14 protein-coding genes are annotated in these 14,730 nt (G+C 75.7%); 11 read left to right on the top strand and 3 right to left on the bottom strand.

The features are described 5' to 3' along the window. The first annotated feature begins 11 nt into the window (after positions 1-11). Genes cobO through cobA form a run of 6 tightly spaced genes read left to right on the top strand, consistent with a single transcriptional unit; the run spans position 12 to position 5,721 of the window. The gene (gene cobO, locus LFA75_RS14540; protein ID WP_263639380.1) at positions 12-611 is read left to right on the top strand and encodes a cob(I)yrinic acid a,c-diamide adenosyltransferase; all 600 of its coding nucleotides are present in this window, start codon (positions 12-14) and stop codon (positions 609-611) included. Then, the gene (locus tag LFA75_RS14535) at positions 608-1,981 is read left to right on the top strand and encodes a cobyrinate a,c-diamide synthase (RefSeq protein ID WP_225234333.1); all 1,374 of its coding nucleotides are present in this window, start codon (positions 608-610) and stop codon (positions 1,979-1,981) included. Before cobO ends, LFA75_RS14535 begins: the two co-directional genes overlap by 4 nt. Positions 1,982-2,013: 32 nt before the next feature. Further along, complete coding sequence (locus LFA75_RS14530) at positions 2,014-2,427, top strand: cobalamin biosynthesis protein (protein WP_225234332.1); 414 nt, start codon at positions 2,014-2,016, stop codon at positions 2,425-2,427. Beyond that, positions 2,424-3,437 carry an Rv2231c family pyridoxal phosphate-dependent protein CobC gene (gene cobC / locus LFA75_RS14525; RefSeq protein WP_225234331.1) on the top strand — a complete coding sequence of 338 codons (1,014 nt, stop codon included), beginning with the start codon at positions 2,424-2,426 and terminating at the stop codon, positions 3,435-3,437. The genes LFA75_RS14530 and cobC overlap by 4 nt, the downstream gene beginning before the upstream one ends. Then, positions 3,434-4,486, top strand: coding sequence for a nicotinate-nucleotide--dimethylbenzimidazole phosphoribosyltransferase (gene cobT, locus LFA75_RS14520; RefSeq protein WP_225234330.1), 1,053 nt, complete (start codon positions 3,434-3,436; stop codon positions 4,484-4,486). The genes cobC and cobT overlap by 4 nt, the downstream gene beginning before the upstream one ends. Then, a complete protein-coding gene (gene cobA, locus LFA75_RS14515; RefSeq protein ID WP_225234329.1) occupies positions 4,486-5,721 on the top strand; it encodes a uroporphyrinogen-III C-methyltransferase in 1,236 nt (411 codons plus the stop codon). The genes cobT and cobA overlap by 1 nt, the downstream gene beginning before the upstream one ends. An 83-nt stretch (positions 5,722-5,804) precedes the next feature. Here cobA and LFA75_RS14510 read toward each other — a convergent pair whose 3' ends face one another. After that, complete coding sequence (locus tag LFA75_RS14510; protein ID WP_455428478.1) at positions 5,805-6,257, bottom strand: class F sortase; 453 nt, start codon at positions 6,255-6,257, stop codon at positions 5,805-5,807. Between the two features lie 296 nt (positions 6,258-6,553). Between LFA75_RS14510 and LFA75_RS14505 the strand changes: the two genes are divergently transcribed. Then, positions 6,554-7,120 (top strand): hypothetical protein, encoded by a 567-nt coding sequence (locus LFA75_RS14505; RefSeq protein ID WP_225234327.1) that lies wholly within the window; start codon positions 6,554-6,556, stop codon positions 7,118-7,120. 16 nt (positions 7,121-7,136) lie between these two features. Here the strand turns inward: LFA75_RS14505 and LFA75_RS14500 are convergent, their stop codons facing one another. Continuing rightward, on the bottom strand, positions 7,137-7,841 hold the full coding sequence (locus LFA75_RS14500; protein ID WP_225234326.1) for a (2Fe-2S)-binding protein: 705 nt from the start codon (positions 7,839-7,841) through the stop codon (positions 7,137-7,139). A 119-nt stretch (positions 7,842-7,960) separates the two neighbouring features. On the opposite strand from LFA75_RS14500, the gene acs reads away from it, so the two are divergent. The 4 genes from acs to LFA75_RS14480 all read left to right on the top strand — a co-directional run bounded on the left by acs (position 7,961) and on the right by LFA75_RS14480 (position 13,488). After that, positions 7,961-9,928 carry an acetate--CoA ligase gene (gene acs, locus LFA75_RS14495; RefSeq protein ID WP_225234325.1) on the top strand — a complete coding sequence of 656 codons (1,968 nt, stop codon included), beginning with the start codon at positions 7,961-7,963 and terminating at the stop codon, positions 9,926-9,928. Positions 9,929-10,776: 848 nt separating this feature from the next. Next, positions 10,777-11,280 (top strand): phage holin family protein, encoded by a 504-nt coding sequence (locus LFA75_RS14490; protein WP_225234324.1) that lies wholly within the window; start codon positions 10,777-10,779, stop codon positions 11,278-11,280. Further along, the gene (locus LFA75_RS14485) at positions 11,277-12,188 is read left to right on the top strand and encodes an alpha/beta fold hydrolase (protein ID WP_225234323.1); all 912 of its coding nucleotides are present in this window, start codon (positions 11,277-11,279) and stop codon (positions 12,186-12,188) included. Before LFA75_RS14490 ends, LFA75_RS14485 begins: the two co-directional genes overlap by 4 nt. A gap of 208 nt (positions 12,189-12,396) precedes the next feature. Further along, positions 12,397-13,488: a type IV toxin-antitoxin system AbiEi family antitoxin domain-containing protein gene (locus LFA75_RS14480; protein ID WP_225234322.1), complete on the top strand. Its 1,092-nt coding sequence runs from the start codon at positions 12,397-12,399 to the stop codon at positions 13,486-13,488. Between the two features lie 47 nt (positions 13,489-13,535). Here LFA75_RS14480 and LFA75_RS14475 read toward each other — a convergent pair whose 3' ends face one another. Continuing rightward, complete coding sequence (locus LFA75_RS14475) at positions 13,536-14,717, bottom strand: MarP family serine protease (RefSeq protein WP_225234321.1); 1,182 nt, start codon at positions 14,715-14,717, stop codon at positions 13,536-13,538. Positions 14,718-14,730 lie beyond the last annotated feature (13 nt).

The raw sequence follows: 14,730 nt of genomic DNA, 5'->3' as shown, positions 1-14,730 counted from the left end.
CCCAGGGACAGGTGACGGCGGTCCCCGTCGACGGGCTCACCACCCGGCAGCGCCGCAACCGGCCGCTGCTGGCGGTGCACACCGGGGAGATGAAGGGCAAGTCCACCGCCGCCTTCGGGATGGCGATGCGGGCGTGGAACCAGGGCTGGTCGATCGCGGTCTACCAGTTCGTCAAGAGCGCCAAGTGGAAGGTCGGCGAGGAGAACGCGCTGACCGCGCTGGGCGAGGTGCACGCGCAGACCGGCCAGGGCGGGCCGGTGGTCTGGCACAAGATGGGCTCGGGCTGGTCCTGGTCCCGCCGGGCCGGCTCGGAGGTCGACCACGCCGCCGACGCCGCCGAGGGCTGGGCGCAGATCAAGCGCGACCTGGCCGCCGAGGCGCACAGGTTCTACGTGCTCGACGAGTTCACCTACCCGATGAAGTGGGGCTGGGTCGACGTCGAGGACGTCGTGCAGACGATGCGCGACCGACCCGGCAACCAGCACGTCGTCATCACCGGGCGCACCGCGCACCCGGCGCTCGTCGAGGCCGCCGACCTGGTCGTGGAGATGACCAAGGTCAAGCACCCGATGGACGCCGGCCAGAAGGGCCAGCGGGGGATCGAGTGGTGACCGCCATCCCGCGCATCGTGCTGGCCGCGCCGTCCTCCAGCGCCGGCAAGACGTCGATCGCGACCGGGCTGATCGCCGCGCTGACCGACCGCGGCATGGCCGTCTCGCCGCACAAGGTGGGCCCGGACTACATCGACCCCGGCTACCACGGCCTCGCCGCCGGCCGGCCCGGCCGCAACCTGGACAACTGGCTGGTCGGCGAGGACCGGATCGTCCCGCTGTTCCTGCACGGCGCCCGCAGCGCCGACGTCGCCGTGGTCGAGGGCGTGATGGGCCTGTTCGACGGCGCCAGCCACCCCTCCGTCGAGCCCGGCTTCGGCTCCACCGCGCACGTGGCCACCCAGCTGCGCGCGCCGGTCGTGCTGGTGGTCGACGCCTCTGCGCAGGCCCGCAGCGTCGCCGCGGTGGTGCACGGCTTCGCCACCTTCGACCCCACCGTGCGGCTGGGCGGGGTGATCCTCAACCGGGTCGGCTCCGACCGGCACGAGGCGATCCTGCGCGAGGCGCTGGGCTCGGCCGGGGTACCGGTGCTGGGCGCGGTCCGCCGGATCACCGACCTGGAGACGCCGTCCCGCCACCTGGGCCTGGTGCCGGCGGCCGAGCGGTCGGCCGAGGCGGTGCGCACGGTGCGGGCGCTGGGTGCCGTCGTCGGGTCCAGCGTGGACCTGGACGCCGTCCTGCGGCTGGCCCGCAGCGCCCCCGACCTGGACGACGCCCCCTGGGACCCGGCCGCCGAGGTCACCCGCACCGAGGGCCGGCCGGTGGTCGCCGTCGCCGGCGGCCCGGCCTTCACCTTCGGCTACGCCGAGACCGCCGAGCTGCTGGCCGCCGCGGGCGCCGACGTCGTCACCGTGGACCCGCTGCGCGACCAGACGCTGCCGCCGGGCACCGCCGGCCTGGTCGTCGGCGGCGGCTTCCCCGAGGTGCACGCCCCCGCCCTGGCCGCCAACGTCGGCCTGCGGACGGCGATCGCCGAGCTGGCGGCCTCCGGCGCGCCGATCGCGGCCGAGTGCGCCGGACTGCTCTACCTGGCCCGCGCCCTCGACGGCGAGCCGATGTGCGGCGTGCTGGACGCCGAGGCCGCGATGCACCCCCGCCTCGCCCTGGGCTACCGGGCGGCCGTGGCGCTGACCGACAGCGTGCTGGCCCCGGCCGGCACCCGGGTCCGCGGCCACGAGTTCCACCGCACCCGCACCTCCCCCGGCGCCGGGCCCACGCCGGCCTGGCAGTGGAACGCCGAGGGCCCGGAGGGGTTCGTCGAGGGCAACGTGCACGCCTCCTACCTGCACCTGAACTGGGCCGGGTCGCCGGGGATGGCCTCCCGGTTCGTCGCCGCGGCCGCCCGGGTGCGCACCGCCGTCCCCTCGTGACCGCCCGGCGTGGATCAGCTGGGTGCACCACCGTGCGTCCTGGCTCGCCGACGCCGGTGAACCAGGACGGCCGTGGATCAGCTGAGCTGATCCACGCCGGGGTGGTGGTCGGGGTGGGGGCGCGGGCCGGGGTCAGCGCCGACGCGGTGCTGGCCGCGGTGGACGCCGTGGTGCCCGCCGGTGCCGTGGTCACCGGGCTGGTCACCCTGGACCGACGGGCCGCCGAGCCCGGGGTGCAGCAGGCCGTGGCCGCCCGCGGCTGGTCGCTGGCCGGGCTGGCGGCCGAGGAGCTGGCCGCGGTCGCGGTGCCCACCCCGTCCGCACGGGTGGCCGCCGCGGTGGGCACGCCGTCGGTCGCCGAGGCCGCGGCGCTGGCCGGGGGTGGCGACCTCGTCGTCCCCAAGACCGTGGTCGGCGCGGTGACCGTCGCCGTCGTCCGCCGGTGACCGACCTCCGGCACCACGGGGACGTCGAGGCCACGCCCGGCCTGGTCGACCTCGCGGTGAACGTACGGTCCGGTAGTCCCCCGGCGTGGCTGCGCGCCGTCCTGCACGACGCGGTCGACGCCTGCGCCGCCTACCCCGACCCGGCCCGCGCCCGGGCCGCGGTCGCCGCCGCGCACGGCCGACCGGAGGACGAGGTGCTGCTCACCGCCGGGGCCGCCGAGACGTTCACGCTGGTCGCCCGGGCCCTGGCGCCGCGGCACGCCGTCGTCGTGCACCCCTCGTTCACCGAGCCCGAGGCCGCCCTGCGGGCGCACGGCCACGCGGTGCACCGGCACCTGCTCGACGCGCCGTCCTACCTGCTGACCCCGCCGCCCGAGGACGCCGACCTGGTGGTGCTGGGCAACCCGACCAACCCGACGTCGGTGCTGCACCCGGGCGGGGACGTCGCCGCCCTGTGCCGCCCCGGGCGCACCGTGGTGCTGGACGAGGCGTTCGCCGACACCGACCCGGGCGAGCCGCAGTCCCTGGCCGCCCGCCGGGACCTGCCCGGCCTCCTGGTGGTCCGCAGCCTGACCAAGACCTGGGGGCTGGCCGGGCTCCGGGTCGGCTACGCCCTGGGACCACCGGACCTGGTGGCCGCGCTGGCCGCCGTCCAGCCGCACTGGCCGGTGTCCACGCCGGCGCTGGCCGCGCTGGAGGCCTGCTCGACCCCGGCGGCCCTCGCGCAGGCGGAGACCTGGGCGCACGAGCTGGCCGGGCACCGTCGGGCGCTGCTGGACCTGCTGCCGGCCGGGGTCGAGGTCGTCGGGCAGCCCCGGTCGTCGTTCGTGCTGCTGCGGCTGCCCGACGCCGACCGGGTCCGCCGCGAGCTGCGCGCAGCCGGCTTCGCCGTCCGCCGCGGCGACACCTTCCCCGGGCTGGCGCCCGACCACCTGCGGGTCGCCGTCCGCGACCCCACCACCTCGGCTGCGTTCACCGCGGCGCTGGCTGCGATCCTGGAGCGATCATGACCCTGCTCGACGACACCCTCTCCGCGATCCGCCCCCGCGACGCCGCCGCCGAGCGCGCCGCGCGGGAGCGGCTGGACCGGATGACCAAGCCCCCGGGCTCCCTCGGCGTGCTCGAGGACGTCGCGGCCCAGCTGGCCGGGATCGCCGGCGCCTGCCCGGCGCCGCTGCCGGTGCCCGCGGCCGTGGCGGTGTTCGCCGGCGACCACGGCGTCCACGCCCAGGGCGTCACCCCGTGGCCGCAGGAGGTCACCGCGCAGATGGTGGCCAACTTCGTGGCCGGCGGTGCGGTGGTCAACGCCTTCGCCGCGCAGCTGGGGGCCGACGTCGTGGTGGTGGACGTCGGGGTGGCCACGCCGTCGGCACCGGCGCCGGGGTTCCTCGACCGCAACGTCCGACGCGGCACGGCCGACCTGGCCGAGGGCCCGGCCATGACCCTCGACGAGGCCCGCCGGGCGGTCGAGGTCGGCATCCAGGTGGCCACCGACCTCGCCGCGGACCACGCCTGCCTGGTCACCGGGGACATGGGCATCACCAACACCACCGCCTCGGCCGCGCTGATCTGCGCGTTCACCGGTTCCTCGCCGTCCGCCGCGACCGGCCGCGGCACCGGCGTGGACGACCCGACGCTGGCCCGCAAGGTGGCCGTCGTGGAGCGGGCGCTCGCCCGGCTGGACGGCGAGCAGGACCCGCTGACCGTGCTGGCCCAGGTGGGCGGGCTGGAGCACGCGGCGCTGGCCGGCTTCGTGCTCGGCGCCGCCGCGGCCCGGGTGCCGGTGCTGCTGGACGGCGTCATCGCCGGCTCGGCCGCCCTGGTGGCCGCCGCGCTGTCCCCGGCCGCGCTGGAGCACGTGCTGGCCGGGCACGTGAGCGCCGAGCCGGGTCACGCCCTCGCCCTGCGGCACCTCGGCCTGCGTCCGCTGCTCGGCCTGGACCTGCGGCTGGGCGAGGGCACCGGCGCGCTGCTGGCGTTCCCGCTGGTCGCCTCAGCGGCCCGGGCGCTGGCCGACGTGGCCACGTTCGACTCCGCCGGCGTCACCGAGAAGGCCTGATGCCCGCCACCCCGGTCGACCCGCGCACCGGGTCGGTCTACCCGATCGGCCTGCGGCTGGGCGGCCGCCGCGTCGTCGTCGTCGGCGGTGGCCAGGTCGCCCACCGCCGGGTCGCCGGGCTGCTCGACGCGCACGCCGTGGTCACCGTGGTCAGCCCCGAGGTCACCCCCGCGCTGGAGGCCCTCGTCGCACCGGGCGGGTTGACCTGGCTGCGCCGCGGCTACGAGCCCGGCGACCTGGCCGAGGCCTGGTACGCCGTGGCCGCCACCGACGTGCCCGAGGTCAACGCGGCCGTCGCCGAGGAGGCGGACTCCCGGCGGATCTTCTGCGCCCGGGCCGACGACCGCTCGCGCTCCAGCGTCTGGACGCCGGCGGTGGGCCGCCAGGGCGACGTCGTGGTCAGCGTGCACGGCGGCGGCGACCCGCAGCGCGCCGTCGGCATCCGGGACGCGGTGCTGGCCGGGCTCACCGACGGCACGATCGCCGACACCACCTCCCGACCCACCGACGGCCGCGGCAGCGTGGTCCTCGTCGGCGGCGGGCCCGGCGACCCGGGCCTGATGACCGTGCGCGGCCGGCAGGCGCTGGCCGCGGCCGACGTCGTGCTCGCCGACCACCTGGCGCCGCAGTCGCTGCTGTCCTCGCTGCCCCCGCACGTCGAGGTGGTCGATGCCTCGAAGCTGCCGCGCGGCCGGTCGATGGCCCAGGAGCAGATCAACGCCCTGCTGGTCGAGCACGCGCTGGCCGGCAAGCGGGTGGTGCGGCTCAAGGGCGGCGACCCGTTCGTCTTCGGCCGTGGCTTCGAGGAGCTCGAGGCCTGCGCCGCCGCCGGGGTGCCGGTCGAGGTGGTGCCCGGGGTGACCAGCGCGATCGGCGTCCCCGGGCTGGCCGGCGTGCCGGTCACCCACCGCGGCATGACCCACGAGTTCGTCGTGGTCTCCGGTCACGTGCCGCCCGGGCACCCGGCGTCGCTGGTGGACTGGCCCTCGCTGGGCCGGCTGCGCGGCACCCTGGTGGTGCTCATGGGCGTGGAGACCGCACCGGCCATCGCGGCGTCCCTGGTCGAGCACGGCCGGGCCGCCGACACCCCGGTCGCCGTGGTCGTGGACGGCGCCAGCCCCACCCAGCGCCTGCTCCGCACCACCCTGGCCGACCTCGGCCGGACGATCACCGACGAGGCCGTCCGCCCGCCGGCAGTGTGGGTGGTCGGCGACGTGGTGTCGCTAGGCGCCTGACCCGGCGGTGATCATGGGGTCGTGGCCGGTGGACACGCCGTGCCTGCGTGTCGACCGGGCGACAACCCCATGATCACGACCGTCTAGACGACGGAGGCGAAGACCACCACGTTCTCGTCGCTGGCGCCGACCGACTCGTCGTACTCGCCGCCGCAGGTGATCAGGGCGACGTCGGCGCCCTCCGGGTGGCCGTTGAGGGCGTCGGACAGGGCCGAGGTGGACTTGTCCAGGCCGGTCAGCGGCGCCTCGACGACCTGCAGCTGCAGTGCGGTGCCGGCGGCGTCGGTGAGGACGACGGCATCGCCCACCTGCAGGTCGCCCAGCCGGTCACAGACACCGGGGGCGTCACCGGGCACGTCGTGGCCCAGCACGACGGCCATCTGCCCCGAGCCCGGTTCGGGACCGTCGGACCACCAGGACGTCGCCGCCATGTCCTCGGGGACCCCGTAGCCGGTGACCGGCTGGCCGGTGAACACGTTCGTCGTCTGGACCGAGCCGCGGGACTCCACCGGTGCCTCGACCCCGATCGCCGGCACGCTCAGCGCGGCCGGGACCAGCGGGGTCTCCGCGGTCGAGGTGGCCGGGACCGGGTCGGCCGAGTCGCTGCCGTAGCCGTACCAGAGCCNGCCCCAGCTCCACCCCTCCCGCCGCACCGGACGTCGACTGGTGGTCGGTAGCCTGCTCGGCGGGGTCACAGCCGGGCGCGGGTGACCGGACAACGACACCCGTGTCCGGAGGTTACGGGTAGGTGTGACGAACCGTTCCCGAGCCCCGGTGAACGGCTATCGTCGTGGGACGCCCCGCGCCCGGGGTGACGGTCCGGAGGTGCCCCGTGGAGTTCGTCCTCGTCCTCGTCGTGCTGCTGCTGGTCGTGGCCGGCGGGGTCACCACCCTGACCGTGCGCGGCACCCGGCGGGCCGTCCACGCGGTGCAGGGCAGCGGCGCCGTCCGGCGCGGGCGCGAGCTGGGCGGGTACGCCGCACTGGCCGCCGGCGCCGTCCGCGACCCCGCGGGGACGGACCGGACCGCGGCCGCGCTCGCCGTCCGGGTCACCACGGCGTCGATGACGCTGCAGCGCGAGGTCGCCGCCGCGCGGCGCACCGGCGTCCACCTGGGCGACGTGCCCGAGGTCCTCCCCCGGCTCGCCGACGAGGGCTACGCGCTCTCCCGGGCACTCCGGGTGGCGGCCACGACCAAGGCCGAGCACTCCGCCGCGCTGTGCGACCACGCCCGCGACCACCTCGCCGCGGTCGCCGACGTCACCGGCGCCGTCCGGGCCAGTGCCGCCCTCCCCCGGGCCGACGGCGGCGTCGCCGCGGAGGCCACCAGCGCCGCAGCCCGACTCCGGGCCTACGCGGGCGCCTACCGCGACCTGGTCCGCCCCGACACCACGGCCTGACCGGTCCAGATCCCGGTCAGGGCATCCGGGCGGCGGTGTCCTCCAGCAGGATCTGCCGCTCGGCGGGGTCCCGTCGCGGGCACGACGTGCACACCACCTCGTGCGGCACCCGCCAGGCCAGGCAGCACGACGCCCGCCGGGTGAAGACCTGGCCGCCCACCTCGACGTAGCGCGGGGCGGGCAACCCGGCCGCGCGGGCCAGCGGGGCGGCCAGAGACGTCACCGCGGCGACGTCGCCCCGCGCCCGCCCGAGGGCCAGCAGCTTGTTGGCCAGCGCGTCGGTGGCGATCGCCCGCAGCGGCGCCTCCCGCACGCCCCCGACCCGGGCGACCACGGCCACCACCGCGGCGAGGGACTCCCCCAGGTCCGCGACGACGTCCCCCGTGGCCGCCCGGGACGTCGCGGCCCAGGGCAGGTCGCCGACCAGGTGCAGCGTGGTGTCGGCCAGCCGTGCCGACAGCGGCCGACCGGTGACCAGCCCCGCCAGCGCCGGGCCCACCAGCACCAGCGACGCCGAATACCACCACAGGGTGGCCAGCACCCGCCGGTCGTCGGTGCGCGCGGTGAGCGCCCGCAGCTCCAGCAGCTCCGCCGTCCAGGCGTCGTCGACCAGCGCGGTCGCCGGCTCCGGCCGGGAGCCCGGCGGCACCAGCAGGCCCAGCATCGCCGCGCCCGGGAGGACGGCTGCCACCTGCGCCTGGGCGTCGTCCGGAGCGGTCACCGGTGCAGTCTCCCGCGCCGGGGTCGCGGCCGACCTCCCGTCCCGGAGCCGGGCACCCTAGGGTCGACGCCGAGGCAGCGTCGCCGGCTCCTGCGCGACGCCCAGGACCAGGAGGCGGCATGAGCGAGACCGGCACCCAGAGCCTGACCGACGACATCCCGGCCAGCGGGGTCTTCGACCCGCCCGCCGAGCTCGCGGCCCAGGCGAACGTGACGCAGGCCGACTACGACCGCGCCGCCGAGGACCGCCTCGGTTTCTGGGCCGACGCCGCCGGCCGGCTGGACTGGACCAAGCCCTGGGACGAGGTCCTGGACTGGACGAACCCGCCGTTCGCGAAGTGGTTCACCGGCGGCGAGCTGAACGTCGCCGTCAACTGCGTCGACCGGCACGTGGACGCCGGCCGCGGCGAGACCGTCGCCTACCACTGGGTCGGCGAGCCCGGCGACACCCGCGACATCACCTACGCCCAGCTCAAGGACGAGGTCTGCAGGGCGGCGAACGCGCTCACCTCGCTCGGCGTCCAGGCCGGCGACCGGGTGGCCATCTACCTGCCGATGATCCCCGAGGCCGTCGTCTCGATGCTGGCCTGCGCCCGCATCGGCGCCGTCCACATGGTCGTGTTCGGCGGGTTCTCCCCCGACGCGCTGGCCTCCCGGGTCGAGGACGCCGGCGCCAAGGTGGTCATCACCGCCGACGGGGGCTACCGCCGCGGCGCGCCCTCGGCGCTCAAGCCCGCCGTCGACGAGGCGCTGACCAAGGTCTCCGGCGTCGACCACGTGCTGGTCGTCAAGCGCACCGAGCAGGACGTCGACTGGACCGAGGGCCGCGACCAGTGGTGGCACGACCTGGTCGACGGCCAGTCCGCCGAGCACGAGGCGCAGGCCTTCGACGCCGAGCACCCGCTCTACATCATGTACACCTCGGGGACGACGGCGAAGCCCAAGGGCATCCTGCACACCTCCGGCGGCTACCTGACCCAGGTCTCCTGGACGCACTGGGCCACCTTCGACCTCAAGCGCGACACCGACGTCTTCTGGTGCGCCGCCGACGTGGCCTGGGTGACCGGCCACTCCTACATCGTCTACGGCCCGCTCTCCAACGGCGCCACCTCGGTCATGTACGAGGGCACCCCCGAGACCCCGCACCGCGGCCGCTGGTGGGAGATCGTCCAGCAGTACAAGGTCTCCATCCTGTACGCGGCGCCGACCGTCGTCCGCACGTTCATGAAGTGGGGCGCCCAGGAGCTGGAGCCCTTCGACACCTCGACGCTGCGGGTGCTCGGCTCGGTCGGCGAGCCGATCAACCCCGAGGCGTGGCTCTGGTACCGCAAGAACGTCGGCGGCGGGACGGCGACCGTGGTCGACACCTGGTGGCAGACGGAGACCGGCGCGCACATGATCGCCCCGATGCCCGGCGTGACGGCCACCAAGCCCGGCTCCGCCCAGCGCGCCATCCCCGGCATCTCGGCGGCCGTGGTCGACGAGGAGGGCAAGCCGATCGAGCCCGGCGCCACCGGCTACCTGGTGCTCACCGAGCCGTGGCCGGCGATGCTGCGCACGATCTGGGGCTCCGACGAGCGCTACGTGGAGACCTACTGGTCCCGCTACGGCAAGGACGTCTACTTCGCCGGGGACGGCGCCAAGCTGGACGAGGACGGCGACATCTGGCTCCTGGGCCGGGTGGACGACGTGATGAACGTGTCCGGGCACCGCATCTCCACCACCGAGGTGGAGTCCGCGCTGGTCAGCCACCCGACCGTGGCCGAGGCCGCCGTCGTGGGCGCCACCGACCCGACCACCGGCCAGGGCATCGTCGCGTTCGTCATCCTGCGCGGGGACGCACAGGACTCCGGCGAGGACCTGGTGACGACCCTCCGCCAGCACGTGCGCAAGGAGATCGGCCCGATCGCCAGCCCGCGGCAGATCATGGTGGTGGCGGAGCTGCCCAAGACCCGCTCGGGCAAGATCATGCGCCGCCTGCTCCGGGACGTCGCCGAGAACCGCGAGCTGGGCGACGTCTCGACGCTGACCGACTCCTCGGTGATGGACCTGATCGGCGCCAAGATGCCGGCCTCGTCCGAGGACTGAGCCCGCGGCGGGGGGACCCGGTCAGACCACCCAGACGACCGGGTCCTCCTCGTACGGCGATCCCGGGCGCCCGAACTCGACCCGGGTGACCTCGGCGTCGGCAGCGGCGACCACGAGCACGCAGTTCGTGTACCCGGTGCCGGAGGTGAACGGCTCGGGCGGACGACCGACGGCGCACGGCTCGGGGCGTCGAGCTCGACGGCGGTGAGCGACGGCGTGCCCGTGGCGAGGACGACGTCCAGGTCGGACTCCAGCGTGCCGGCGGGGGTGCCGTCGTCCCCGGCCAACCGCCGGAGGGAGACGTCGACGGAGAACGGCAGCATGCCGTCCGCGGCACCGCCGAGCCCGAGGGTGTCCAGCTCCTCCTCGGTGCCGCGCCGGACGCCGTCCACGGTCAGCTCGACCGGGCTGGCCCCGGCCGGCAGGAAGTCCAGGGACAGGACGGCGGGCTCCCCCAGGGCCAACTCCACACCCGGACCGGTCTGCGGGATCGCCGCCGAGGTCCCGTCGCCCGCGGCGCACCCGGCGAGCAGGAGGGCCGCGACCACGACGGTGGCGGCAGCGCCGGTGCGTGGGCTGAAGGACACATCGCTCCCCGGTGGGCGGCAGGTACGCACCGACCGTAGGGGGACGACAGCGGCTCGTGGTCACTCGGGTGTGCCGCCCGGGGTCCGCCGTCACCCGGAGGAGGTCCATCCCCCGCCCCGACGGCGCTCGTGCCCGCTCGGGACGCGCGTGCCCGCGGCGGATGAGGCACGATCATGGTCAGACGAACCGGGGCCGCGACCCCGGGGAGTTCGCCGCCCGGCTCCCTGCTGGCGGCGGAACTGATCGAGGAGGACCCAGCCGTGGCCCACAGCGCGCCCAGCACCCGACTGTCCGGAGAGCCGGCCGGTCCCGTCGAGCCGTCGATCGGCTCGCTGGTGCAGAGCGCCATGGCCGACGTCTCGACCCTCATCCGCAGCGAGGTCGAGCTGGCCAAGGCCGAGGTCGGCTCCTCGGTGAAGAAGGTCGGCATCGGCGGCGGGCTGATCGCCGTCGGCGGCGTCATGGCCCTGTACTGCTCGATCTTCCTGTTCATCGGGATCGCCGAGCTGCTGACCTGGCTGGGCCTGCCGCGCTTCGTGTCCTACCTGATCGTCTTCGGCGTGCTGCTGCTGCTGGCCGGCCTGCTGGTCCTGGTCGGGATCAAGTTCACCAAGAAGTTCCGCAAGCCCGAGCGGACGATCGAGACGCTCAAGGACCTGCCCGACGTCATGCGCCGCGAGGCCCCGGGTCAGCGTCAGCACGACCTGCCCGTCGTCCGCGACGGCCACGTCGTCAAGGCAGACCCGCACGCCCGGCTGGGGTGACCGCGCCCGACGCCACCAGTGCGCTGGTCCCGGGGCCGTGGCGGCACCGGGACATCTCCGCCAACGGCGTGCGCCTGCACGCCGCGGAGGCCGGTGAGGGCCCGCTGGTCCTGCTGGTGCACGGCTACCCCCAGTTCTGGTGGGCCTGGCGGCACCAGCTCGTCGCGCTGGCCGAGGCCGGTTACCGGGCGGTCGCGGTCGACCTGCGCGGCTACGGCGGCAGCGACAAGCCCCCGCGCGGGTACGACCTGCCCACGCTGTCCGCGGACGTGGCGGCCGTCGTCCGGGCGCTGGGCGAGCCGGACGCGGTCGTCGTCGGGCACGACTGGGGCGGGCTGGTCGGCTGGACGATGGCCGCCCTGCACCCGCGCACCGTCCGCGGGCTCGTCGTGGTGTCCTCCGCGCACCCCCGCGAGCTGCGCTCGGGGATGACCGACCCCGCCCAGCGCCGGGCCTCCCGCTACGCGCTGCGCTACCAGCTGCCCCGGCTGCCCGAACGCCGGCTGACCCGGGACGACGACGACCCCGTGGCCGAGCTGCTGCGCCGCTGGGCCGGCCCCGACTGGCTGCACACCGCGGACTTCGCCGACGCCGTGGCCCGCTACCGGCAGGCCGCCCGCATCCCGCAGGCCGCGTACGGGGCCATGGAGTTCCACCGCTGGGCCTTCCGCTCGCAGCTGCGGCCCGACGGCCTCCGGTACGCCCGCCGCATGGCCGCCCCGGTCACCGCGCCGACCCTGCAACTGCACGGCTCGCTGGACACCTGCGTGCTGCCGCGCACCGCCCAGGGCTCGGGCCGCTACGTCGCCGGCGCCTACGAGTGGCGGGAGCTGCCCGGCATCGGCCACTTCCCGCACGAGGAGACCCCCGACCAGGTCAGCGAGGCCATCGCCACCTGGGCACGGTGACCCCGCGGCCGGCGTGGATCAGCTCCGACGAGGACCGTGCATCCACCGCCGCCGACGTCGGCCCAGCAGGATGCACTCTGGTGGCTGAGGACAGCTCGCCCTAGCCCGGCACCGGCCGAGGCGGAGGTGGGTGTCCACATCGCCTGCGCTCATCCACAGATCCGACCGCGGGATGGGCGGCGCCCCCTACGGTCGACACCCTGCTGTGGTGCACCCCTTCCTCCTGGCCGCGATGACCCGCCGCGGCGGCGTCTTCACCACCGGTGATGCAGTGGCCGCCGGCCACACCCGACACGGGACAGCCGCGCTGGTCAGGGCCGGCCGGTGGCGTGCCGTGCGGTACGGCGTCTACACGACCGACGACCTCTGGCAGCAGCACGCCCGTGCAGGACGCACGCACTGGCTGGAAGCGGCGGCCGTGCTCGCCCGCCTGGGCCGGCGGAGCACGGTGCTCAGCCACGGGACGGCGGCGCGCCTGCACGACCTGGTGCTGCCCCGCGGCGTCCGGACCGAGGGGACCGCCACCGATCCCCACCGGTTCCGCACCGGCCGGGACTACCGGGTCCTGGCGGCCGGGATCCCTGCGGAGGACGTCGAGACGTTCGCGCCTCTACCGGCGACCAGCCTCCGCCGCACCCTGCTCGACGTGGGCCGTGAGTGGGACGTCGTCGACACGGTGGTCGCACTGGACGACGCCCTCGCCGACGGGCGGATCACGCTCGACCAGCTGACGGCCGGCGTCCTCGGCCAGCGCCACTGGGTCGGCGTGGGTTCCCTCGCGAGTGCCGTCCGGCTGGCCCGGGTCGGTGCGCACTCCCCTCTGGAGACGCTGACCCGCCTGGGTCTCCTCACCGCCGGGCTCCCCGAGCCCGTCCTGCAGGCCGCCGTCCTGCGGGATGGACGCCTCGTCGCCGTCCTGGACCTGTGGTGGGGAGGCACCCCGGCGTTCGGCGAGACCGACGGACGCGTGAAGTGGGCGCAGCCGTGGCGAGGACGCTCGCCGGCCGACGTCGGCTGGGACGAGAAGCGACGGCACGACGAGCTCCTGGACCTCGGCCTCATGGGCACCCGGATCACCGCGGCCGACCTCGGACCCGGCCTGGCAGCCAAGGCCGCGCGCATCAGGACGCTCATGACCCAGCCCCTGCGCCTGCCCCCGGGGGTCCGCATCGTCCCGTGGCGGGACGGCCTCCGCCGGGAACCCCGTGCCCGCCCGTGGTCGGTCCCGATCACGGCCGATGGGCGGGAGGAGCCGGTCCTCAGCCACCCCCGTGCATCCTGGTCAGCTGATGTCAGCTAGGGAGGATGCACAGCCGTCGTCGCAGCTGATCCACGCCGCAGGAGCGGCTACTCGCAGGGGCCGGTGTCGACGGCGGCGGTGGCGGTGCGGCCCTGGGTGATGGCGTCGGCGACCTCGGTGTCGGTCAGCGCGTAGCCGGTGTCCGGGTCGTCGACCGCGGAGGCGAAGACCACGCCGAGCACCGTGCCGTCCGAGGCGAGCAGCGGGCCACCGGAGTTGCCGGCCCGCACCTGGCCGTAGAGGGCGTAGACGTCGCGCACCACGGTCTGCTCGGCCCGGAAGTCCGGCCCGCTGATCGCCCCGCGGTCGCGCACCCGGGCCGCGCCGACGTACAGCCCGCCGCCGCCGGGGTAGCCCATGATGATCGCGTCGGCGCCGGAGTCCACCGGGTCGGCGGTGAAGTCCAGCGGGACCTGCGGCAGCCCCGGGACGGCGAGCACCGCCACGTCGGTCTCCTGGTCGACGTAGACCGGGAAGGCGTCGTAGACGTCGCCCTCGGCCAGCACGGTGGGCTCGGTGACCCCGGCCAGCACGTGTGCGTTGGTCATCACCCGCTCGGGGGCGAACACGAAGCCCGAGCCGTCGATCTGCCGGGAGCACGAGGCCGCGACCCCGCTGACCTTGACCACCGACCCCTGCACCTGGGTGACCACCGCGCTCTGCGCCAGGGCCTGGTCGGGCACCGGCACGTCGCGCACCTGGGTGGGGGTGAGCGGGTCGAGCACGTCGGGCAGGCCGCGCCGGTCGATCGCCTCGCGCAGGGAGTCGTAGAGCGACCGCACGCCGTCGGGCACGCCCTCGTCGACCGCCTGCACCAGCGTGGACTGCCGGACCTGACTGGCCACGGCCGGGAACGCGGAGTTGGCCAGCGGGGTGGCCACCATCCAGGCGACCAGCAGGACGGCGACCGCGGAGATGGCGGCGCCGGCCACCGAGTCGACGATCTTCGCCGGCTCCCAGGTGACCTTCTCGCGGATCGCCCGGCCCACGTAGCCCGCGAGCAGCTGGCCGAGCAGGGCACCGGCCAGCACGACGACCAGGGCCACGAACACCCGGGACAGCGTCGACCCGCCGAGCTCGTCGGCGACCGGCCCGGACAGCTGAGCACCGGCCACCGCGCCGCCGAAGAAGCCGATGAACGAGGCCGCCGAGACGATCAGGCCCTGCCGGAAACCCGACAGGGCGAACAGCAGGGCCAGCGCGATGAGCACCAGGTCGACGAGGGACATCCGGTCAGCCGGT

This window comes from Klenkia terrae (genome assembly GCF_900491935.1).
Lineage (GTDB): Bacteria > Actinomycetota > Actinomycetes > Mycobacteriales > Geodermatophilaceae > Klenkia > Klenkia terrae.
The sequence above is the reverse complement of the archived record's forward strand: the minus strand, read 5'-3'. Positions and strand labels throughout refer to the sequence as shown.

What these genes read in the sequence shown, in the direction of transcription:
- cobT (WP_225234330.1), top strand. Translation starts at nt 3,434, where the DNA reads ATGACCCTGCTCGACGACACCCTCTCCGCGATCCGCCCCCGCGACGCC.
- LFA75_RS14475 (WP_225234321.1), bottom strand. Translation starts at nt 14,717, where the DNA reads ATGTCCCTCGTCGACCTGGTGCTCATCGCGCTGGCCCTGCTGTTCGCC.
- acs (WP_225234325.1), top strand. Translation starts at nt 7,961, where the DNA reads ATGAGCGAGACCGGCACCCAGAGCCTGACCGACGACATCCCGGCCAGC.
- cobA (WP_225234329.1), top strand. Translation starts at nt 4,486, where the DNA reads ATGCCCGCCACCCCGGTCGACCCGCGCACCGGGTCGGTCTACCCGATC.